A 19,717-nucleotide genomic window follows, 5' to 3' on the forward strand; every position below is an offset into this window, starting at 1 on the left:
CCGGCGCGGAAATCTATCGTGGAAGCATGACAACCTCGTACTACCCCACCAAACGACGAAGCCTCTCCAGGCCCCGTGACGGACGGGTGATCGGCGGCGTGTGCGCCGGCCTGGCCCGTCGGTTCGGCATCACGCCGACCACCATGCGCGTGATCGCCATCGCCTCGTGCCTACTGCCCGGTCCGCAGGTACTCGCCTACGTGGCGCTGTGGGTCATCATGCCCGAGGACGACTGAGCCACCCCGACGACTGAGCCGGCACGAGCTGAACCATCACGACGCCGAGGGCGCCTGTACCCGCGCGAAGGCCCGGCGAGCGCCCAGCGCAGCGTATCCGGGCTTGACGACGTCGTTGATCAACGCCAGGCGCTGATCGAACGGGATGAACGCGCTTTTCAACGCGTTGACCGTGAACCACTGGAAGTCGTCGAGGTCGTAGCCGAACGCCTCGGACAGTTGCGTGAATTCGTGCGACATCGAGGTCGCACTCATCAGCCGGTTGTCGGTGTTGACCGTCACGCGGAAGCGCAGCCGAGCCAGCAACCCGAACGGATGCTCGGCGATCGACGGCGCCGCCCCGGTCTGGATGTTCGACGACGGGCACAGCTCCAGCGGAATCCGCTTGTCGCGGACGTAGGCCGCCAGGCGACCGAGAGTGGCCGAGCCATCAGGGTGAACTTCGACGTCGTCGATGATGCGTACCCCGTGCCCGAGCCGGTCGGCCCCGCACCACTGCAACGCCTCCCAGATGGACGGCAGCCCGAACGCCTCGCCGGCGTGGATGGTGAAGTGCGCGTTCTCGCGCTTGAGGTATTCGAACGCGTCGAGATGACGCGTCGGAGGGAACCCCGCCTCGGCGCCGGCGATGTCGAACCCGACGACGCCGGCTTCCCGATGCGCCACGACCAGCTCGGCGATCTCCCGCGACCGGGCCGCCTGGCGCATCGCCGCCAGCAACGACCCGATCCGGATGGGCCGGCCGGCCGCGGCTGCGCGCGACTCACCGAGCCGAAAACCCTTCTCGACCGCCGCCACGACCTCTTCGAGGCTCAGCCCCTGCTCGACATGCAGCTCGGGGGCATACCGCACCTCGGCGTAGACGACACCGTCAGCCGCGAGATCTTCCGCGCACTCCGCGGCGACCCGAGTCAGCGCATCCGCGGTCTGCATGACGCCCACCGTGTGCTCGAAGGTGGTGAGGTAGCGCTCCAGCGAGCCGGAGTCGGCGGAGTCGACGAACCAGGCCCGCAACCCCTCGGGGTCGCGGACGGGGAGTTCGTAGCCGACCTCGTCGGCCAGCTCGATGACAGTCTGCGGGCGCAGCCCGCCGTCCAGATGATCATGAAGCAGCACCTTGGGTGCGGCGGCGATCTCGTCCGGTGTGGGTGCCATGCATCGACGCTACTCCGATAGAGGGATAGCCTCGCGCACGTGGTCCGGAGTGTGTATGTTGCATCGGTCACCGGTGAGACCGGCAAGTCGACGGTGGCGCTAGGCGTCCTCGAGGCTTTGACCAGCCGCATCGGTCGTGTCGGTGTGTTCCGCCCGATCGTACGATCCGGAACCCGGCCTGATTACGTGCTCGAGTTGTTGCTCGAGCACGACGGCGTCGATCTGCCCTACGAGGTCTGCGCAGGGGTCACCTACGACGAGGTCCACGCCGATCCCGACGCCGCCATGCGCACCATCCTCGACCGCTACCGTGTCGTGGCCGCTCAGTGCGAAGCGGTGCTCGTGGTCGGCAGCGACTACACCGACGTCGACAGCCCCACCGAGTTCTCCTTCAATGCCCGGATCGCCGCCGACCTGGGCGCACCGGTGTTGCTGGTGCTCAACGGGCGCGACCGGAGCCCCGACGACGTTCATGCGGTCGCTGAGATGGCCACTGCGGAGTTGACCGCGAACTATGGGACCCTCGTCGGCGTCATCGCCAACCGGGTCGACCCGGACCTGCTCGAGCCCACCCGCTCGGCCTTGGAGCCGTTCGGCCCTGCCTTCGCGCTGCCCGAACAACCGCTGCTGTCCGCGCCAACGGTGGCCGACCTCGTCGAGGCCGGCGGCGGCAGCCTGTTCCGCGGCGATCCGGACCGGCTGGGCCGCGAGTCATTGGGCCTCGTCATCGCCGGGATGACACTGCCCAACGTCTTGGATCGCCTCATCGAGGACGGCGTTCTGATCACCCCGTCGGACCGCAGCGACGTGCTGCTCGGCGTCTTGATGGCCCACGCCTCCACGACATTCCCGTCGCTGGCCGGGGTCGTCCTCAACGGCGGATTCGCACTGCCCGACCAGGTCGTCCAGCTGATCGACGGTCTCGACCTGAGCCTGCCCATCATCTCCATGCCCGGCGACACCTTCCCGACGGCGACCCGGCTGGCCGCGGTGCGCGGACGGCTCACGAAACACGCCGGGCGCAAGATCCAGACAGCGCTGGGGCTGTTCGAGGATCACGTCGACACCGCCGACCTGCTCGACCGGCTCGACGTCACGCGCAGCGATGCCGTGACCCCGTTGATGTTCGAGCACGACCTGGTCGATCGCGCCCGCTCGGACCGCAAGCACATCGTGCTGCCCGAGACCGACGACGACCGGATCCTCAAGGCCGCGGACACCGTGCTGCGTCGAGGCATCGCGCAGGTCACGCTGCTGGGGCGCCGGTCCGAGATCGAGTCCGCAGCTACCCGGCTCGGGGTGGACGTCAGCGGTGCGCAGTTCGTCGACCCGCAGGACAGCGACCTCCGGGAGCGATTCGCCGAGGAGTATCACCAGCGACGAGCGCACAAGGGCATCAACTACGACGCCGCGTGGGACCGGGTCGGCGACGTGTCGTATTTCGCCACCATGATGGTGTTGCTCGGGCTCGCCGACGGCATGGTGTCCGGCGCGACGCACACCACCGCCCACACGATCCGCCCCTCGTTCGAAGTCGTGAAGACACGTCCGGGCGTGTCGATCGTGTCCAGCGTGTTCTTCATGTGCTTGCGTGACCGGGTGCTGGTCTACGGCGACTGTGCGGTCAACCCCGACCCGACGGCGGAGCAGTTGGCCGACATCGCGATCTCGTCGGCGGAAACCGCCGCCCAGTTCGGTATCGAGCCGCGGGTGGCGATGCTGTCGTACTCCACCGGCGCTTCCGGATCCGGATCGGACGTGGACAAGGTGCGCCAGGCCACCACCCTGGTCCGGCAACGCCGCCCGGACTTGTCCGTCGACGGGCCGCTGCAGTACGACGCCGCGGTCGATGCGAGCGTGGCTCGCTCGAAGCTGCCCGGCAGTGACGTCGCCGGCCGCGCGAGCGTGTTCATCTTTCCCGACCTCAACACCGGCAACAACACCTACAAGGCGGTGCAGCGCAGCGCCGGCGCCGTGGCGATCGGGCCGGTGCTGCAAGGACTGCGCAAGCCGGTCAACGATCTGTCGCGTGGAGCGCTCGTACGCGACATCGTGAACACGATCGCGATCACCGCGATCCAGGCGCAGTCGCTCGAAGCCGCGGACAGCGAGCCGACGACGTGAGCGCCCTAGCGCGCCGCCAGGGCGGCTATGTCGGCGACCTGCGCCCGCGCGAGGTCAGTCGTCGGCCTGGGGTACAGCCCGACGCTTCGCACGCCGGCGTCCTCCAAGGCCTGCAGATGCTCGGCAGCGTCGTCCATGGTGCCCACCGGCGCCAGCTCCGTCCACCACTGCGTCGGCATGGTCACCAGCCCGTCGAGGCCCTGCTGGGCGTAGCGTGCGGCGAGGTCGTCGTAGAACGGCAGGGCGGTCATCCCGGCCGTCGGCTGGTCGAGCATCGTGGCCAGCCACGGGGCCATGGTCCGGTAGGCCTCCCGGCGATCGGCGGCGACACACAGCACATCGAAGGCCGCGACGTGGAAATCACCCGGGTCGCGACCGGCTTGCTGCAGCGACCACCGGACGTAGGACGCGCTGGTGGGCTCGGCGAGGACCAGGCCGTCGGCGACCCGGCCGGCCAGCGCCAGCGAACGTGGGCCACGGACCCCGGCCAGCACCGGCAGCGGCTGCTGTGGCGGCTGGTCGAGCTGCACATCGTCGAGATCGACGTAGCGCCCGTGGGTGGTGACCTTCGCACCGGCGAGCAAGCGACGCACCGCGACGAAGACCTCTTCCAGCGCCGTGAGCGGCGAGGCCGGGCGCGCACCCATCTGCGCCATCCACGCCTGCACACCGTGGCCGATGCCCGGCAGCACTCGCCCGGGGGCCAACCCGGCCAACGTGGCGAGCTCCATGGCCGTGACCGCCGGGTTGCGGGCGAGCGCCGGCAGGATGCCGATGCCCACCGCGAGCCGTTCGGTAGCCGTCAAGGCGGCCGCGGCGAGGCTGACGCCGGCGGTGTAGAAGCAATCCTCGATGACCCACAGCATGCCGGCGCCGGCATCCTCGAGGCTGCGCGCGAGCTCGACCACGAGCCCCGGCGGAAACGTGCGGTCGAAGCACATGCCGATCTGCATGTTGGTCGAAGACATGCAGGCAGGTTAACCGTCCACTCCGACAAGAACGGAACTTCTCGATGACCGCGACCGTGCTCGTCCTGAACTGCGGGTCGTCGTCGATCAAATACCGCCTCGTCGACACCGGTAACGGCACCGCCACGACCCAAGGCCTGCTCGAACGGATCGGGGAATCCGGTGGCCGGCTGCGCCACGAAGACCCCGACGGCGTACGCGAGATCGACGTCGACGTTCCCGATCACGAGCGAGGACTGCGCGAGATCATGCGCGCCTTCGACGAGACCGGCCGCCCGCTGGCGGAGTCCGGCCTCGTCGCGGTGGGCCATCGCGTGGTGCACGGTGGCGACCGCTTCGCCGACCCGGTGGTGGTCGACGACGACGTCGAGGCCACGATCGAGGCCCTCACCCCGCTCGCCCCGCTGCACAATCCACCCAACCTGGCCGGCATCCAGGTCGCCCGCCGGGCGCTGCCCGATCTGCCGCACGTCGCCGTGTTCGACACCGCGTTCCATCAGAGCCTGCCGGCCTCGGCCTACACCTACGCGCTGGACACCAGCACGGCCGCCGAGCACGGCGTGCGGCGTTACGGCTTTCACGGCACGTCGGTCTCGTACGTCTCCCACGAGGCCGCTCGGCTGCTGGAACGCCGCCTCGAAGACACCAATCTCATCGTGTTGCACCTCGGCAACGGGGCGTCGGCCACGGCGGTCCGCGGCGGCCGCTCGGTGGACACGTCGATGGGCCTGACGCCGCTGGAAGGCCTGGTGATGGGGACCCGCTCGGGCGATCTCGATCCGGGCATCCTGTTCCACCTGCGCCGCGAGGCGGGCATGGCCGTCGACGACCTCGACGACCTGCTCAACCGGCGCAGCGGACTACTCGGCTTGGCCGGTGCCAACGACATGCGCGAGGTGCACCGGCGAGCCCGTGAGGGCGACGAGCACGCCCTGCTCGCCCGCGAGGTCTACTGCCATCGCATCCGGCACTACGTCGGCGCGTACCTGGCGGTGCTGGGACACGCCCACGCCGTGGTGTTCACCGCCGGCATCGGCGAGAACGACGCTTGGGTGCGCTCGCACTCGCTGTCCGGCCTGCGCCGGCTGGGCATCGAAGTCGATCACGTCCGTAACGCGCTGCCCGGCCGGCGAGCACACGTGATATCTCCCGACGGTGCCGAGGTGGCCGTCATGGTCGTCCCGACCGACGAAGAACTCGAGATCGCCCGGCAAGCGATCTCGCTCGTCGCCACCTGACGAGCCTCGCATCCAGCGAAGACAATTATTCACAAAATAGTCATACGAACCTTGACCGCCCGTTCCACCTCGCGATGAACTTCCGAGTCACGGTGTTGCCCGGCGAGGGAGGACGATGTGACGACACAGCGCAACGGCGGAGTCGGAGTCCGGTTCGGGCGGCGGCGGTTGTTCCAGCTGGGCGGGGTGAGCACGGCCGCGGTGCTGTTGGGGACCGGCGCCATCACGACCGACCGGTCGTACGCGGCTCCCACGTTCGGCACCGACCCGTTCAGCCTCGGTGTCGCCTCCGGTGATCCGCTGCCGGACAGTGTGGTGCTGTGGACCCGCCTCGCCCCGGATCCGCTGGCCGAGGACGGTCACGGCGGGATGCCCTCGCGTCCGGTGCGGGTGCACTGGGAAGTCGCCGACGACGAGAACTTCCGGCATGTCGTTCGTCGCGGCAGCGTGGCAGCCACCCCCGAACTGGCGCACTCGGTGCATGCGGAGGTGCACGGCCTGCGACCGGGCCGCGAGTACTTCTACCGCTTCCGGGCCGGCCGGGAGCACAGCCCGGTGGGCCGCACGAAGACCGCGCCGGCCTTCGGCGCCCCGTTGTCGTCGCTGACCTTCGCCTTCGCCTCGTGCCAGGCCTGGCATGACGGCTTCTACACCGGCTACCGGCACATGGCCGCCGAAGACCTCGACCTGATCGTGCACTTGGGCGACTACATCTACGAGTACGGCATCCCCGCTGACGGCGGCAACCGCGGGATCGCCGTCCCGGACTACTTCGCCGAAGAAGCGGTCAGCCTCAAGCGCTACCGCACGCAGTACGGGCTGTACAAGAGCGACCCGGACTTGCAGGCCGCGCACGCGGTCGCGCCGTGGATCGTCACGCTCGACGACCACGAGGTGGAGAACGGATGGGCCGGCGACGTCCCGGAGAAGGACACTCCGACCCCGACCCAGCCGGAATTCCTCGAACGTCGCGCGTCGGCGTTCCGCGCGTACTACGAACACCTCCCGCTGCGCAGCACGGCGCTGCCCACCGGGCCTGACATGCGGCTGTACCGCTGGTTCACCTATGGCGACCTGGCCGAGTTCTCCCTGCTCGACACTCGCCAGTACCGCGACCCCATCCTCGACGACGGCGACGACCCGGCCCGCCTCGATCCCGAGCGCACGCTGACCGGCGACGAGCAGGAACGCTGGCTGCTCGACGGCATGGCTGCCTCGCGTGCGCGATGGAACGTGCTGGCCCAGCAGGTTCGCGTCGCCCAGTTCGACCACGGTTCCGAGACCGACCCCGACCTCCCGCACGACGGCTGGGAGGGGCTCGGCCGCGACTGCTGGGACGCCTATGCTGCCTCGCGCGACCGGATCTTCGGCGGCATCGCCGAGCGCGGCGTGTCCAATCCGGTCGTGTTGACCGGCGACTGGCACCGCAATCTCGTCGCCGACATCAAGGCCGACTACGCCGATCCCGACTCCGCGACGCTGGCCTCCGAACTGGTCGGCACCTCCATCAGTTCCGGTGGCGACGGACAAGACATCGACAACCTCGGCCGCGCCGGGCTGATCGTCAACCCGCACGTGAAGTTCTACAACATCCAACGCGGCTACGTGACGTGCCGCCTCGATGCCGAGCAGTGGATCAGCGACTTCAAGGTCCTCCCCCAGGTGACGACACCGGACGCACCGGTGTCCACGCGCGCGACGTACGTCATGGAGAACGGCCGGCCGGGCGCCGAGCCCGCCTGAGCACGACCGACCGGGAGGCAACGTCCACGGGGGACCAGAAAGTGACGTACGGCAGCACGACGACAACCCCCTTCCTGCGGCCGACCTCGCCGGTGATCACCGGTCGTCACGGCGGCGGATCGTGTAGTGCAAGGTGAGAAAGTCCAGGCCGAAGACGGTGAAGGCGTGCTGCGCGCGCAACTCGTCGCCGGCCACCGACACCCGGAGCTCCTCGCCGAACCCGTCGACGGTCAGGGTGGTCAATTCGCCGCTGCTGCGGTCGATGTAGGTCAGGTAGTGCCCGGGATGGCGATGCGCGCTCCGGCTCGTCAAGGCGAGGCCCCCGCCGGGAAGGTTGCGCGGCTCCAGCGTCGCGGTGAAGCTGGCGTCCGGGAGCGGGAATCCGACGCTGACGAACCCGCGGTCGTCGTGGCGGTACGTGGTGTAGATGCCGACATAGATGGGTTCGTCGTTGTCGGCGAACGAACGGATCCACCCGCGGATCACCCGGCCGTCGCGGTCGACGGTCGTGTCGATCCGGCTGACCATGCCGCGCAGTGCGTGCCGCTGGTTCATCGGCACGTTGGCTTGACCCAAGGGCCGCGCGACGGCGGCGCGGTAAAGCAGGTAACCAGGACGCACCCAGGCTCGCCACTCGGGCACGATGTCGAGCGCGAACCGGGTGGTGTGCTCGTAGAACTCCCGCACGAGCGAGTGGGCGCGCGCCGGCTCGAACTCGGGGCCGGCCAGGTGCTCGAGGGTATCGACGATGCCGATGTCACGGGAATCACGCACGTACGGCCCGCCGATCGTGGTGGCCAGTGCGCGAACATAGTCGGTGCCGACGTAGCGGTTGGGCGAGCCGAGCGGCACCACGAACGGAAGGTCGTCCACGCCGGCCCGCTCGGCCAGCAGCGATACCTGGGCATCCCGGAAGACCACGGCCGACGTGATCCGGAAAGCGAGCACCGTCGACGCCACGGTCACCGCACCGGGTAGGCCGCGGGTCCATCGCTCGAGACTCGTGCCCACCGCCAGGCCCACCACCGGCCCGAGCGCCACCTTCTGTGGGCGGATGCCCAACGCCCCTGCTGCGGCCCCGGTCACCGTGGCGACCGTCCGCGGGCGTGGCCGCGCGGCGACCAGATCGGCGAGCCAGCCCAGTGGAGCGGCGAACGCGACGCTGGCGACGATCCGATGGGGCAGAGCGGGGATCTCGTCGGGTCGCTGCCGCCGCCGGGCGATCAGTTCGGAGCTGCCGACGATCGCGGCGCCGGCGGCCGCACCGCCAGCGAGGGCAGTCCGGCCGCGGCGGGCGCACATCGATGCGCCGGCCAGCGCTCCGGCAGCAGCCGACGTCAGGACCTGGCCGACGAGCTGGTCATCCACGAGGCCACCCCCAGATGGCGTTGGACGGCATGGGGTGTCAACGGTTGTCGTCCCCCCATCCTGCCTGTTCGCCCGGCGGGAGGCAGCCGGGTCCTCCGGCCGCCCGGACGGCGTGTGGCACAGTGGCGAGCATGAGCCAGCCATCGCCGCAGCCCACCGAGCCGGTGGTGTGCTCGGCCAAAGGGTGCCGGGCTTCGGCCTCCTATGCCGTGGTCTGGAACAACCCGAAAATTCACGCCCCTGATCGCGAGAAGGTCTGGACGGCCTGCGAACAGCACCGCGACTCGCTGGCCGACTTCGTGCGGCGGCGTGGTTTCCTGCTGCGCGTGGACCCGCTGTGAGATCGTCCAGCCCGGCGCCGGCACCGTCGGCTCAGCTGATCTGAGACCACGACCAAGGCCGCGGACCGGCCGCCCCGCGCAGGCAGGCCACGCGCATGGCGGCTTCCGCTCGCGCGGCGGGGTTCGTCGTGGCCTGTTGCAGCATGTACGAGCACGCGCGCAGCTCGCGGATGTCGCGCAGGGTCTCGTAGCCGTCCCAGCTCATGACGTCGTGCCCGTAGGTGCGGCAGAACTCGCTGTACTCCGCGGCGCCGAGCGACCCGAACGAGCTGAAGCGCACGGCGGTGGAGACCAAGTCCCACTCCGGCGGGCCGACGGCGAAGCGCTCGAGGTCGACGAGCCAGGCCGTGCCGGTGTCGTCTATGACGACATTGCCCACCCAGGCATCGCCATGCACCACCGTGGGCGCCAGGCCGGGCGGCAGCCCGGCTGCGTAGCGTCGTTCGAGGTCGTCGAGGTACGACAGCAGCCAGTCCCGGTCTGCCGCGGGGATCAGCGCGGCCTGGACCCGCTCCCGGATCCGGACGAACGGCGCCAGCGACGGCAAGTGGAACCAGGTCGGCGGCTCCAACCGGTGCAACCGCCGTAGCATCTCAGCGACCCGCACGCTGTCGCCGGGCTGGTGAGTAGGCAGCTCGCGCCAGAAGGTGACGGCCGCTCCGTCCACGTCGACCGGTTGATCGACATCCGGCAGCACGCGAGCCGCCGGCAACCCGGCATGTTCCAGCCAGCGCGCGACGCGGACCTCCTTGATCGCCACGGCGGCCTGCCCGGTGCGCCCGACGCGCGCGATCACCCCGGGGCGAAGTCGATAGATCGCGTTCTCCGCGACCTGGACACGCACAGCGTGGCGCGTGCTGAGCCCGGCACGTGCACACGCGTGCGCCAGGATGCTGTCGAACGTGCGAGTCACGCCACGAGGGCTGCTGTGAGCCGTTCCCGCAAGTCACCCACCTCCGGCACAGCGGCGTGCGCAGTCGCATGATCGCGCAGCTCGGCCAGATCCATCGCGGCCCGCCGGGAATGCAACCGTCCGGCGTCGTGGACAGCGGCCAGGCCGATGGTCACCGCTTCCATGGGATCGCCGACGGCCATGGTCAACGAGGCGAGCTTGGTCTGCGACATCGCTCGCGACCGGGCGTAGCCGGCGGTGTGGCCGTCGATGGCCGCTTGCAGCCGCGTCGCCGCTTCGGTGCGATGCCCATCGATCGACAGATCGAACAGCGCATGCCCGGTGTCACCGGCGTGCTGGGCGGCGTCGTAGTACGCCATCCAGGGCGGATCGTCAGCCGGCTCGGCGGCGCTGAACGCCTCGTCAGCGGCTCCGACGGCGCGCAACGTCTCCTGCCGGCGGCCCAGCTTGGCCAACGCCCGAGCGCGAGCGGTGTGCAGCATCGCCCGTTCGGTGGCCGTCAGCCGGTCCGCGCGGACGAGCGCTGACTCGGCCAAGGTCAAGCCCTGATCCGGCTCACCTCGCCAGATCTCCTGGCGAGCCATCGACGACAAGACCTTGGCCCGCAGATGCCAGCTTTCGACCTCCTCGGCACAGGCCAGCGAGAATCCGAAGATCCGGCGGGCCTCGTCGTAGTCACAGGCGTCAAAGGACATGTGCGCGGTGGCATGCCCCAGCAGCCCCACGGCCTCGTGCAGCTCGACGCGCACCGCGCCGGCACTGTGCGCCGTCAGCAGTTGCGCGAACCAGCGCAACTGGGCGTTCGCGGCTTGTCTCACACCGGCGCCGCCGTGACTGTGTCCCCAGCTGGCCAGCAGATCGGCCGCACCGCGGACCTGCTCGATGTCGCTGCGCCCCACAGCGCGGGGCGCATCGTGCTCGGCGGGCCGCAGCAGGTCGAGCAACGACGACGGCGACGCCAGGGCGCCGACGCCGACGAACGCAGCCCGCAGGAAATCCTGGCGCTTCACGTCCGCTCCAGCCGCAGCGAGCCGGCGCGTGTTGACGAACCCGAGGTCGTGATCCGACGACACACCGAGGACGTGCCGGAACGCCTCCCGGTAGGGGGCCTGCGGCCAGCGGATGACACCGCGTTCGAGCTTGCCGATGTAGTTGTCGTCGAGTTCGTAGAGCTTTCCGGTGACTTCGCGCAGGTACGCGTTGGCGCGCTGGGCCAGCTCGTGCCGAGACATCGGCAGGCCCGGGACGTCGATCGACGGCGTTGCCTCGCGGGCGGCACGTAGCTGCTCGTTCGGTTCGCGCACCATGTCTCCACATAGGCGGGGAAGACCATAGTGACATTGTCTGAGCGGGCTTGTCAGGAGTTTTCGACAATCCCGAATCATCCCCCGAATCCTCCCGGGCCTCACCCCTGGCGTTCGCGCCATTCCGGCGAAATGATCGCAATACGAGTCATGGCCGGTGCCTTTTCTCCCGATTCGGCACCGATCATGGAAGCCGTGACTTGAGGCGGGTTGCCGGTGCGACCACCCCGATCCCGGCAACCCGCCGAGTACAACCGCACCGAGAGGCTAGGCGACCCATGCTCCGCCGCGATGTCGAATACGTTCTTACCTGGAACGCTGCAGATCACGCCTGGACCGCGACGCCGATCCGGCGCGAGCGCCACCGCATCGTGCCGCTGGAGACCGACGTCGGCCAGGTCGGTGTTCCCCGGCTCATGGTGGCGTGGCAAGACGACGCTTGAGCGCCACGACAATCCGCCCGGCATGTCCGTTACGCCCGATTCGAAGATCCTTTGTGGAATTTCCACCGCACGTGCAGACGCACGTCTTGCACGTGCAGGACACGCGGGCCGCACGTGCAGGTGCAACGCCTGCACATGCAGCGTACTGAGGATGCCGGCTTAGCGCCGGGCCATTCCGGAGCTATTCCGGTCCGGCCGGTCCGGTCGCGCCGGGCGGTCCTTGATCAGTCCTCCCGGCCCGCGAGCTCCGGGGCGAAGGCCGGCACGCAGACGGCGACGTACTCTGCGCCGTCGGAACCGGCGACGTAACGCACGGTTTGCCCGGCCGGGGTCAGGACCGCTTCGCCAGCGGCCACCTCGGTCCGCGTGTCGTCGTGCTCCACGACGAGGCGTCCGGCCAGGACCAGGGTCACTTCGTCGAACTGTGGTGTCTGGGCGGGCTCGTCCCAACCGGGCGGGGCTTTCATCCGGGCGACGGACACGCCGTCGGTGCCCGTGGACACGCGGCCGACGTACTCGTCGATGACCTTGCCCCCGGGGACGGGGACACGCTGCGGGGTTCGGATCAGTTTGACCATGTCCCGAGCGTAACGAGGCGAAGGGCCCAGGTGATCAGGCTGGCGCCGGCCGCGCCCGGCGCTCACGCGATGCGGTCGATCACCAGCGGCTGCAGGTCCGGCCGGCTACCGCTCGGCGCAATGACGTACGCGCCAGTCAGGGCTTCGAGCGCCCGGTCGATGCGCGCGGCATCGTCGGTGTGCAGCGTCAGCAACGGCTCGCCCGCACGCACGACGGCGCCCGGTTTGACGTGCATCTCCACGCCGGCGCCGGCTTGCACGGTCTCCCCCTGGGTGCTGCGTCCGGCCCCGAGCCGCCACGCGGCGACCCCGATCTGGTAGGCGTCCAGCGTGGTCAGCACCCCGTCGGCAGGGGCGAGCACGGTGTGGGACTCGCGCGCCTGCGGCAGGGCTGCGTCCGGATCACCACCCTGTGCGGCGATCATGCGCCGCCAGACGTCCATGGCCGTGCCGTCACCGAGCGCGTCGGCGGGGTCCTTGCCGCCATCGAGCCCGGCCAGCGCCAGCATCTCGCGGGCCAATCGGACGGTCAGCTCGACGACATCCTCGGGGCCACCACCGCTGAGCACCTCGACGGACTCACGAACCTCCAGCGCGTTGCCCGCCGTCAAGCCGAGCGGAGTCTGCATGTTCGTCAGCAGCGCGATCGTGCGCACTCCGGCGTCGGTCCCCAGGGACACCATCGTCTCGGCGAGGCTTCGAGCCGACTCGACGTCCTTCATGAACGCCCCGGACCCGACCTTGACGTCGAGCACGAGCGCGCCGGTGCCCTCGGCGATCTTCTTGCTCATGATCGACGAGGCGATCAGCGGGATCGACTCCACGGTGCCGGTGACGTCGCGCAGCGCGTAGAGCCGTTTGTCGGCGGGAGCGAGATCGTCACCGGCGGCACAGATGACCGCACCGACGTCGGCGAGCACCGCCAGCATCTCGTCGCCGGACAGCGACGCGCGCCATCCCGGGATCGACTCGAGCTTGTCCAGCGTGCCGCCGGTGTGCCCGAGCCCACGGCCGGACAGTTGCGGCACAGCGGCACCGCAGGCGGCCACGGTCGGCGCCAGCGGCAGCGTGATCTTGTCGCCGACTCCACCAGTGGAATGCTTGTCCGTCGTGGGGCGCGTCAGGCCGGACCACTGCATCCGCCGGCCGGAGCGGATCATCGCGTCGGTCCAGCGGGCGATCTCGCGCCTGGACATCCCGTTGAGCAGAATCGCCATCGCCAGCGCGGACATCTGCTCGTCGGCGACCACGCCGCGGGTGTAGGCGTCGATCACCCAGTCGATCTGCCGATCGTCCAGCTCGCCCCGGTCGCGCTTGGTGCGGATGATGTCCACAGCATCGAACAACTCCCCCATATTCACACCCTCCGCTTTTCGAATGATCATGTTCACTTGGGAATTGCCTGCTCCACCACCCGTGCACGCCTCGTGATGCGACACAACGCCTCGTGGTGCCAGCTCATCAGGCTGCGCCTAGCCGTCAACCACCAGGAACCGGCGACGTCACCGACGCCCCCAGCAGGCGCACGCCCAGGCGGCTGAGCACCATCCCGACCGGGTTGCAGTACGTCAGGCCCTGGCCGTTCTCGCCGCCGCGCTCACTGCCGGCGAACAGCAACCCGATCGCCTCGAGCGTCCCCGCCCGGTACACGATCGAACCGCTGTCACCCCCGGCCGAGAACGCACCACCGACGCCCTCGATCTCGATCTGGTCCTCGAAGTCCACCGTACCGAGGGGGTACTCCACACTGACGTCGTCGATCTCGATCGCCGTGACGCGACCGGTGGTGAGGCCGGTCGTACGCCCGACCTTTTCGACGTCGACATCGTCGCGGGCATCGGCCCAGCCGCTCAACGCGCCGTCCGGGTACGCCCCGTCGATCTGCACGCCTTCGTCGAGCCGTGCCGTCGCGGCGTCGACGACGTTCAGCCCGTCAGTGTCGAGCGGCGCGACGAGGGCCAGTGTGCCCACCCGGTCGCCCGGATCACCCCCGCCGTCGGCGGTACCGGGTTGCAGGACGCTGTCGCCCGGCCTCGCCCGGTCGGAGTCGGCGAGCACGTGGTTGTTGGACAGGATGTGCACCTCCGCCGGGTCGCCCTCGACCGGCGTGACGAAGGCCCCGATGGTCCCGGCCGTCACGTCCACATGCGACACCGACAGGCCCGGACGTAGCGGGCGGTGTCGTTGCTGCAGTTCAGTCGGCTGCCACTGCAAGGCGCGGACGATCCCCACGTCCCGCACGTCGCACGCGTCGCCCGCGAGCTCGCGCGCTCGGGCGGTGACGCCGGCACCAAGTTCGGACTCGCCGGAGTAGCGCACCGCCACACCGTATGTCCCACCGCCGAGGACGCATATCCCGACAGCCACCTGGCCGGCGGCGGTACGTGGCAATGCGCGCGCTTGCCGGATCCGGCCGGCGTCGCGACGTAGCTGGGCTTTGATCTCGCGTGCGCTGTCGAGGTGCATCGGCGTCTCCGGGGGTCGGCAGTGGGCCCAGCCTAGGGGAGTTCGATCACCGGCGGCTCGAGGCGCATGCACTGCGCGGCGTGCTGTCGCGCTGCAGGCGACTCATGATCGGGTACTGGTGCGCGACGTCTGCCTCATGATCAGCCTGGTGGCGCCGAAGCTGCCTCATGATCGCCGCTACGACGAGATCATGAGGCGACACCGGCACACTGGCGACACCATCCGCGCGATCATGAGCCGCTACCGGCCCCATAACGCCAAAAATGACTCATCATCCGCACCGCACGCACCACATCGACCTCACGAACGCCGCCACCGGTTGTTCACGGCACGGCACCTCAGCGGGCGAGGTGATCCGGGCCGAACGCCTGCGGCAGCACCTCGGCCATCGGCTGGATGCCGTTCGGCGTGTCCACCAGCAGGCTCGGTCCCCCGTGCTCCCACAACAACTGCCGGCACCGCCCGCACGGCATGATCTTCTGCCGATCCGCACCGCCCACACACGTGAAGGCGACCAGCCGCCCGCCTCCCCCGGCGATCAGCGTGGACACCAGGCCGCATTCGGCGCAGAGGGTGACCCCGTACGAGGCGTTCTCGACGTTGCACCCGGTGACCGTGCGGCCGTCGTCGACCAGCGCCGCGGCCCCCACGGGATACGACGAGTACGGCGCATACGCGCGCGAGGCGGCCGACGCGGCCGCGGCGCGCAGACTCTCCCAATCGACGATCATGACTTCACGTAGGGAACGCCGTCGGCGGCCGGTGCGCGTACCCGTCCGACCAGCCCGGCGACGGCGAAGATCGTCAGGATGTACGGCAGCATCAGCATGAACTCACTCGGAATCGGCGTGCCGATGATGCCCAGGACGCTTTGCAGGTTGTTGGCGAATCCGAACAACAGCGCCGCGCCCAGCGCCCCGAGCGGGCTCCAGCGGCCGAAGATCATCGCCGCCAACGCGATGAACCCCTGCCCGGCGGACATCTCCTGGCTGAACGAGCCGACGTTGCCCAGAGTGAAGAACGAGCCACCGAACCCCGCGACCATCCCGCCCAGCAGCACGTTGCGGAAGCGAGTGCGGTTCACCTGGATGCCGAGGGTGTCAGCGGCCTTCGGGTGCTCACCCACGGCCCGCACCCGCAGGCCCCACCGGCTGTGGAACAGCGCCACGTGGATCAGGGCCACGGCGACGTACATGAGATAGACGATGATCGTCTGGTCGAACAGCACCGGGCCGATGACGGGGATGTCGCTGAGTATCGGCAGTTCGATCCGCGACAAGCGTCCCGGCGAGTTCCATGTGGCGCCCTCGGGGGCGAGTAGCTGGCTGTAGAGGAAGTTCGTCGCGCCCAGGACGAGCACGTTGATGACGACGCCGACGATGATCTGGTTGACGACGTAGGTGATGGTGAACACGGCCAGCACGAACCCGACGAGCAGGCCGGCCACGACAGCCGCGAGCAGCCCGGCGTACAGGTTGCCGGTCAGGCTGGCGACGACCGCGGACAGGAACGCTCCGGCCAGCAACTGGCCTTCGATGGCGATGTTGATGACGCCGGCGCGCTCGCACAGCACCCCCGACATCGCGCCGAACACCAGCGGCACCGACAGCGCCAGGGAGCCCTGGAGCAGGTTCGTCAACGACACCTGCTCGCCGGCGACGGCCCACACCAGGAAGGCGAGCACGAACGCGACGCCGTAGAGCGCTGTCAGGTAGATCGGTACCGGACGATCGCGCCCCACGAGCACGAACGCATAAACGGCGATCGCCGCACACAGCAGTGACAACGCCAGCCCGACCGGACCGGAGGCCACCCCGACGGGCTCGATCTCCCAGGCGTCCGACGACGTGGACAACCCGAACGTGCTGGTATCGCCCCACTCACCCAAGATGCCGAAGAAGATCACCGCGACGGCGGCGAACACGGCGAACCAGATGGGAGCCTTCCAGCTGCGCCGCAGGACGGTGGTTTCCGGGGCCGGCTCGACGGCGGTTGCGGTAGCGGTGCTCATGCGCCCCACCCCTTCGACGTCTCAAGCGCTGGTCCCATGTCGCGGACTTTGACCCGGAACACGGCTCGCACCAGCGGCGGTGCGGCGATGAACAGCACGATCAACGACTGGATCACCAGGATGATGTCGATGGGTGTGCCGGTGCCGGCCTGCATCGTCACACCGCCGGCGCGCAGCGCCCCGAACAGCAGGCCCGCAGCGACGGTGCCCCACGGGTTGGTTCGCCCGAGCAGCGCGACGGTGATGGCGTCGAAGCCGAGGCCGGCAGAAATCCCCGTGGTGAGGTAGCGCTCGGTGCCGAGGACCTGCATCACGCCGGCCAGCCCAGACAGCGACCCCGCGATGAGCATGACGAGGATGTACGCCCGGCTGACCGACATGCCGGCGGTCCGGGCGGCGTGGGGATTGGCCCCCACCGCTCGAAGTTCGAACCCGATGGTGCTGCGAGAGAGCAGCCACCAGACGAACGCCGCCGCCAGCAGCACGATGATGAATCCGAGGTGCAGGCGGGTGCTGTCGAAGAGCACGGGCAGCCGACCGCTGTCCTGCACCACCGGGCTGACCGGGTTGGACGCACCAGCTCGCTGGAAGACCGACGTGGTCAGCAGGAACGCGATGAGGAACCGGGCGACGTAGTTCAACATGATCGTCACGATGACCTCGTGAGCACCGGTGCGCGCTTTGAGCACACCGACGATGCCGCCCCACAGGGCACCGCCCACGAGACCGGCGAGGACGCCGAGCACGAGGTGGATCCCGATCGGCAGGTCCATGCCGAACCCGACGTACCCGGCGAAGATCGCACCGACGATGATCTGGCCCTCGCCACCGATGTTGAACAGCCCCGCCCGGAAGGCGAGCCCGAAGCCGAGCCCGGCGGCGATCAGTGGCGCGGCGTTGGTCAGGGTCTCGGCGAACGGGCGCAGCGCCCGGCCGATGGTGTACTCGCCGAAGTCGATGATCGAGCCGGTGAACAGCGCCGCGTAGGCGTCACTGACCGACTCCCATGCCGCGGACAGCGTGTCGCTGGGGCGGCTGAAGAAGTATCCGGCGCGCTCCTGCACCTCGGGGTCGGACACCGCGATCAGCACGGCCCCGATCGCCAACGCCAGGACGACGGCCAGGAACGTCACCATCGCGCTGCCGGTGGTCAGTTCTCTGATGAAGCGCTGCGACCACGACTCCGCGGGCGGCGGCTCGCCCGGAGCCTCCGCGGACACCGGTGCCTGCCGGCTTTCACTCATGTCACGGCTCCGCTTCCCGATTCTCCACCGTCGAGGCTCTCGATGACGGTGGGGTGCGCTTTCGCCTCCCGATCCGCTTTCTCCGGCGCGATCCCGGCCATCATCAGTCCGAGCGCGTCGCGATCGGTGTCGCCAGGCACGATGCCGACGATGGAGCCTCGGTACATGACGACGATGCGATCGGCCAAGGCGCTGATCTCGTCGAGCTCGGTCGACACGATGAGCACCGGCACGCCTTGGTCACGTTCGTGGACGATGCGCCGATGCACGAACTCGATCGATCCGACGTCGAGCCCGCGGGTCGGCTGGGCGGCGATGAACAGCTTGAGCGGGCGCGACAGCTCGCGCGCCACGACGACCTTCTGCTGATTGCCGCCCGAGAGTGTTTCGGCCGGTGCGGTGACACTGGGGGTGCGAATGTCGAACTGCTCGACCTGGCGCTCGGCATTGGTTCGCACCGCCGACCCGCTCAGCGAGAGACCCTTGGCGAACGGAGGCTGCCGGTACAGGTCGAGCACGAGGTTCTCGGCCACCGAGAAGCTCGGCACCAGGCCGTCGACCGTGCGGTCCTCGGGCACGTAGCCGACGCCGGCGCGCAACACGCCGTCGACGTCGCGCCCGATCAGCTCTTCGCCGCGTAGCCGCACGGAGCCTGCGACGTTCGGCGCCAACCCGAGGATGGACTCCACGAGCTCGGTCTGGCCATTGCCCTGAACCCCGGCGACGGCGACGATCTCGCCGGCCCGGACGTCGAACGACACGTGGTCGACCACCACCTGGCCACGCTCGTCGACCACCGTGAGGTCGTCGACGACGAATTCCGCTTCTCCGGGTTCAGCCGGCGCCTTGTCGACGGTGAGGCTGACCGAGCGCCCGACCATCATCGACGCCAGCTCGCTGTCGGGCGCGGTGGGCTCGGCCTGGCCGACCACGGCACCGCGGCGGATCACCGTGATGCGATCGGCGATGGCCCGGACCTCACGCAATTTGTGCGTGATGAACACGATGGAGGTGCCATCGGCCTTGAGCTGGCGCATGATGGCGATCAGCTCGTCGGTCTCCTGGGGCGTGAGCACGGCGGTCGGCTCGTCCAGGATGAGCACGTCAGCCTTGCGGACCAGGGCCTTGATGATCTCGACCCGCTGCTGGACCCCGACGGGAAGGTCTTCGACCGTCGCGTCGGGGTCGACATGGAAGCCGTACCGCTCGGAGATCTCGGTGACGTCGCGGCGGGCCGCCTCCATGTCGAGCAGCCCGCCGGCGCCGACGTGTTCCTGGCCGAGCATGACGTTCTCGGCCACGGTGAACACCGGCACCAGCATGAAGTGCTGATGCACCATGCCGATGCCGGCGGCCATCGCATCGCTCGGGCCGTCGAACGTCACGGCCTTGCCGTCGACCATGATGGAGCCGGCATCGGGCTGGTACAGGCCGTAGAGCACGTTCATCAGCGTGCTCTTGCCGGCACCGTTCTCACCCAGCAGGCAGTGGATCTCACCTTGGTCGACCGTCAGGTCGATGGCGTCGTTGGCCACCAGAGAGCCGAAGCGCTTGGTGATGCCACGCAACTCGAGCTTCAAGCCGG

The 19,717-nt window shown here is 69.2% G+C and carries 18 protein-coding genes; 6 read left to right on the forward strand and 12 right to left on the reverse strand.

The window, feature by feature from the left end:
* Window positions 1-26 precede the first annotated feature (26 nt).
* Window positions 27-236 carry a PspC domain-containing protein gene (locus M6444_RS21715; RefSeq protein ID WP_298332304.1) on the forward strand — a complete coding sequence of 70 codons (210 nt, stop codon included), beginning with the start codon at window positions 27-29 and terminating at the stop codon, window positions 234-236.
* A gap of 36 nt (window positions 237-272) precedes the next feature.
* On the opposite strand, the gene M6444_RS21720 is transcribed toward M6444_RS21715, so the two are convergent.
* Window positions 273-1,391, reverse strand: a complete 1,119-nt coding sequence (locus tag M6444_RS21720; RefSeq protein ID WP_298332307.1) for an adenosine deaminase — start codon at window positions 1,389-1,391, stop codon at window positions 273-275.
* 39 nt (window positions 1,392-1,430) lie between these two features.
* On the opposite strand from M6444_RS21720, the gene pta reads away from it, so the two are divergent.
* On the forward strand, window positions 1,431-3,515 hold the full coding sequence (gene pta / locus M6444_RS21725) for a phosphate acetyltransferase (protein ID WP_298332310.1): 2,085 nt from the start codon (window positions 1,431-1,433) through the stop codon (window positions 3,513-3,515).
* A gap of 5 nt (window positions 3,516-3,520) precedes the next feature.
* Here the strand turns inward: pta and M6444_RS21730 are convergent, their stop codons facing one another.
* Window positions 3,521-4,483: an LLM class flavin-dependent oxidoreductase gene (locus M6444_RS21730; protein ID WP_298332312.1), complete on the reverse strand. Its 963-nt coding sequence runs from the start codon at window positions 4,481-4,483 to the stop codon at window positions 3,521-3,523.
* Between the two features lie 44 nt (window positions 4,484-4,527).
* Here M6444_RS21730 and M6444_RS21735 point away from each other — a divergent pair, with 44 nt between their 5' ends.
* Both M6444_RS21735 and M6444_RS21740 read left to right on the forward strand, forming a co-directional pair.
* The gene (locus M6444_RS21735; RefSeq protein WP_298332314.1) at window positions 4,528-5,721 is read left to right on the forward strand and encodes an acetate kinase; all 1,194 of its coding nucleotides are present in this window, start codon (window positions 4,528-4,530) and stop codon (window positions 5,719-5,721) included.
* Between the two features lie 117 nt (window positions 5,722-5,838).
* A complete protein-coding gene (locus M6444_RS21740) occupies window positions 5,839-7,464 on the forward strand; it encodes an alkaline phosphatase D family protein (protein WP_298332316.1) in 1,626 nt (541 codons plus the stop codon).
* A 96-nt stretch (window positions 7,465-7,560) separates the two neighbouring features.
* Here M6444_RS21740 and M6444_RS21745 read toward each other — a convergent pair whose 3' ends face one another.
* The gene (locus tag M6444_RS21745) at window positions 7,561-8,832 is read right to left on the reverse strand and encodes a hypothetical protein (protein WP_298332318.1); all 1,272 of its coding nucleotides are present in this window, start codon (window positions 8,830-8,832) and stop codon (window positions 7,561-7,563) included.
* A gap of 131 nt (window positions 8,833-8,963) precedes the next feature.
* On the opposite strand from M6444_RS21745, the gene M6444_RS21750 reads away from it, so the two are divergent.
* On the forward strand, window positions 8,964-9,173 hold the full coding sequence (locus M6444_RS21750; RefSeq protein WP_298332320.1) for a hypothetical protein: 210 nt from the start codon (window positions 8,964-8,966) through the stop codon (window positions 9,171-9,173).
* Window positions 9,174-9,204: 31 nt separating this feature from the next.
* On the opposite strand, the gene M6444_RS21755 is transcribed toward M6444_RS21750, so the two are convergent.
* Both M6444_RS21755 and M6444_RS21760 read right to left on the reverse strand, forming a co-directional pair.
* Window positions 9,205-10,086, reverse strand: coding sequence for an aminoglycoside phosphotransferase family protein (locus M6444_RS21755; protein WP_298332323.1), 882 nt, complete (start codon window positions 10,084-10,086; stop codon window positions 9,205-9,207).
* Window positions 10,083-11,393, reverse strand: coding sequence for a hypothetical protein (locus tag M6444_RS21760; RefSeq protein ID WP_298332326.1), 1,311 nt, complete (start codon window positions 11,391-11,393; stop codon window positions 10,083-10,085). The genes M6444_RS21755 and M6444_RS21760 overlap by 4 nt, the downstream gene beginning before the upstream one ends.
* 275 nt (window positions 11,394-11,668) lie before the next feature.
* On the opposite strand from M6444_RS21760, the gene M6444_RS21765 reads away from it, so the two are divergent.
* Window positions 11,669-11,833, forward strand: a complete 165-nt coding sequence (locus M6444_RS21765) for a hypothetical protein (protein ID WP_298332328.1) — start codon at window positions 11,669-11,671, stop codon at window positions 11,831-11,833.
* Window positions 11,834-12,057: 224 nt separating this feature from the next.
* On the opposite strand, the gene M6444_RS21770 is transcribed toward M6444_RS21765, so the two are convergent.
* The 7 genes from M6444_RS21770 to M6444_RS21800 form a co-directional block, all read right to left on the reverse strand.
* The gene (locus tag M6444_RS21770) at window positions 12,058-12,411 is read right to left on the reverse strand and encodes a cupin domain-containing protein (protein ID WP_298332332.1); all 354 of its coding nucleotides are present in this window, start codon (window positions 12,409-12,411) and stop codon (window positions 12,058-12,060) included.
* A 62-nt stretch (window positions 12,412-12,473) separates the two neighbouring features.
* On the reverse strand, window positions 12,474-13,766 hold the full coding sequence (locus tag M6444_RS21775; RefSeq protein WP_298332335.1) for a thymidine phosphorylase: 1,293 nt from the start codon (window positions 13,764-13,766) through the stop codon (window positions 12,474-12,476).
* Between the two features lie 124 nt (window positions 13,767-13,890).
* Window positions 13,891-14,877, reverse strand: a complete 987-nt coding sequence (locus tag M6444_RS21780; protein WP_298332338.1) for a hypothetical protein — start codon at window positions 14,875-14,877, stop codon at window positions 13,891-13,893.
* Window positions 14,878-15,215: 338 nt separating this feature from the next.
* On the reverse strand, window positions 15,216-15,608 hold the full coding sequence (locus M6444_RS21785) for a cytidine deaminase (RefSeq protein WP_298332341.1): 393 nt from the start codon (window positions 15,606-15,608) through the stop codon (window positions 15,216-15,218).
* Entirely contained in the window at window positions 15,605-16,888 is a 1,284-nt protein-coding gene (locus tag M6444_RS21790) for an ABC transporter permease (RefSeq protein WP_298332344.1), read from the reverse strand. Before M6444_RS21790 ends, M6444_RS21785 begins: the two co-directional genes overlap by 4 nt.
* Entirely contained in the window at window positions 16,885-18,132 is a 1,248-nt protein-coding gene (locus M6444_RS21795; RefSeq protein WP_298332346.1) for an ABC transporter permease, read from the reverse strand. The genes M6444_RS21790 and M6444_RS21795 overlap by 4 nt, the downstream gene beginning before the upstream one ends.
* Complete coding sequence (locus tag M6444_RS21800; RefSeq protein ID WP_298332349.1) at window positions 18,129-19,712, reverse strand: ABC transporter ATP-binding protein; 1,584 nt, start codon at window positions 19,710-19,712, stop codon at window positions 18,129-18,131. The genes M6444_RS21795 and M6444_RS21800 overlap by 4 nt, the downstream gene beginning before the upstream one ends.
* Between the last annotated feature and the right edge of the window lie 5 nt (window positions 19,713-19,717).

The sequence above is a fragment of the Haloactinopolyspora sp. genome (assembly GCF_027324685.1).
Classification (GTDB): Bacteria; Actinomycetota; Actinomycetes; order Jiangellales; family Jiangellaceae; genus Haloactinopolyspora.

What these genes read in the sequence shown, in the direction of transcription:
- M6444_RS21720 (WP_298332307.1), bottom strand. Translation starts at nt 1,391, where the DNA reads ATGGCACCCACACCGGACGAGATCGCCGCCGCACCCAAGGTGCTGCTT.
- M6444_RS21730 (WP_298332312.1), bottom strand. Translation starts at nt 4,483, where the DNA reads ATGTCTTCGACCAACATGCAGATCGGCATGTGCTTCGACCGCACGTTT.
- M6444_RS21780 (WP_298332338.1), bottom strand. Translation starts at nt 14,877, where the DNA reads ATGCACCTCGACAGCGCACGCGAGATCAAAGCCCAGCTACGTCGCGAC.
- M6444_RS21765 (WP_298332328.1), top strand. Translation starts at nt 11,669, where the DNA reads ATGCTCCGCCGCGATGTCGAATACGTTCTTACCTGGAACGCTGCAGAT.
- M6444_RS21735 (WP_298332314.1), top strand. Translation starts at nt 4,528, where the DNA reads ATGACCGCGACCGTGCTCGTCCTGAACTGCGGGTCGTCGTCGATCAAA.
- M6444_RS21790 (WP_298332344.1), bottom strand. Translation starts at nt 16,888, where the DNA reads ATGAGCACCGCTACCGCAACCGCCGTCGAGCCGGCCCCGGAAACCACC.
- M6444_RS21795 (WP_298332346.1), bottom strand. Translation starts at nt 18,132, where the DNA reads ATGAGTGAAAGCCGGCAGGCACCGGTGTCCGCGGAGGCTCCGGGCGAG.
- M6444_RS21715 (WP_298332304.1), top strand. Translation starts at nt 27, where the DNA reads ATGACAACCTCGTACTACCCCACCAAACGACGAAGCCTCTCCAGGCCC.
- M6444_RS21760 (WP_298332326.1), bottom strand. Translation starts at nt 11,393, where the DNA reads ATGGTGCGCGAACCGAACGAGCAGCTACGTGCCGCCCGCGAGGCAACG.
- M6444_RS21770 (WP_298332332.1), bottom strand. Translation starts at nt 12,411, where the DNA reads ATGGTCAAACTGATCCGAACCCCGCAGCGTGTCCCCGTCCCCGGGGGC.
- M6444_RS21785 (WP_298332341.1), bottom strand. Translation starts at nt 15,608, where the DNA reads ATGATCGTCGATTGGGAGAGTCTGCGCGCCGCGGCCGCGTCGGCCGCC.
- M6444_RS21775 (WP_298332335.1), bottom strand. Translation starts at nt 13,766, where the DNA reads ATGGGGGAGTTGTTCGATGCTGTGGACATCATCCGCACCAAGCGCGAC.
- M6444_RS21750 (WP_298332320.1), top strand. Translation starts at nt 8,964, where the DNA reads ATGAGCCAGCCATCGCCGCAGCCCACCGAGCCGGTGGTGTGCTCGGCC.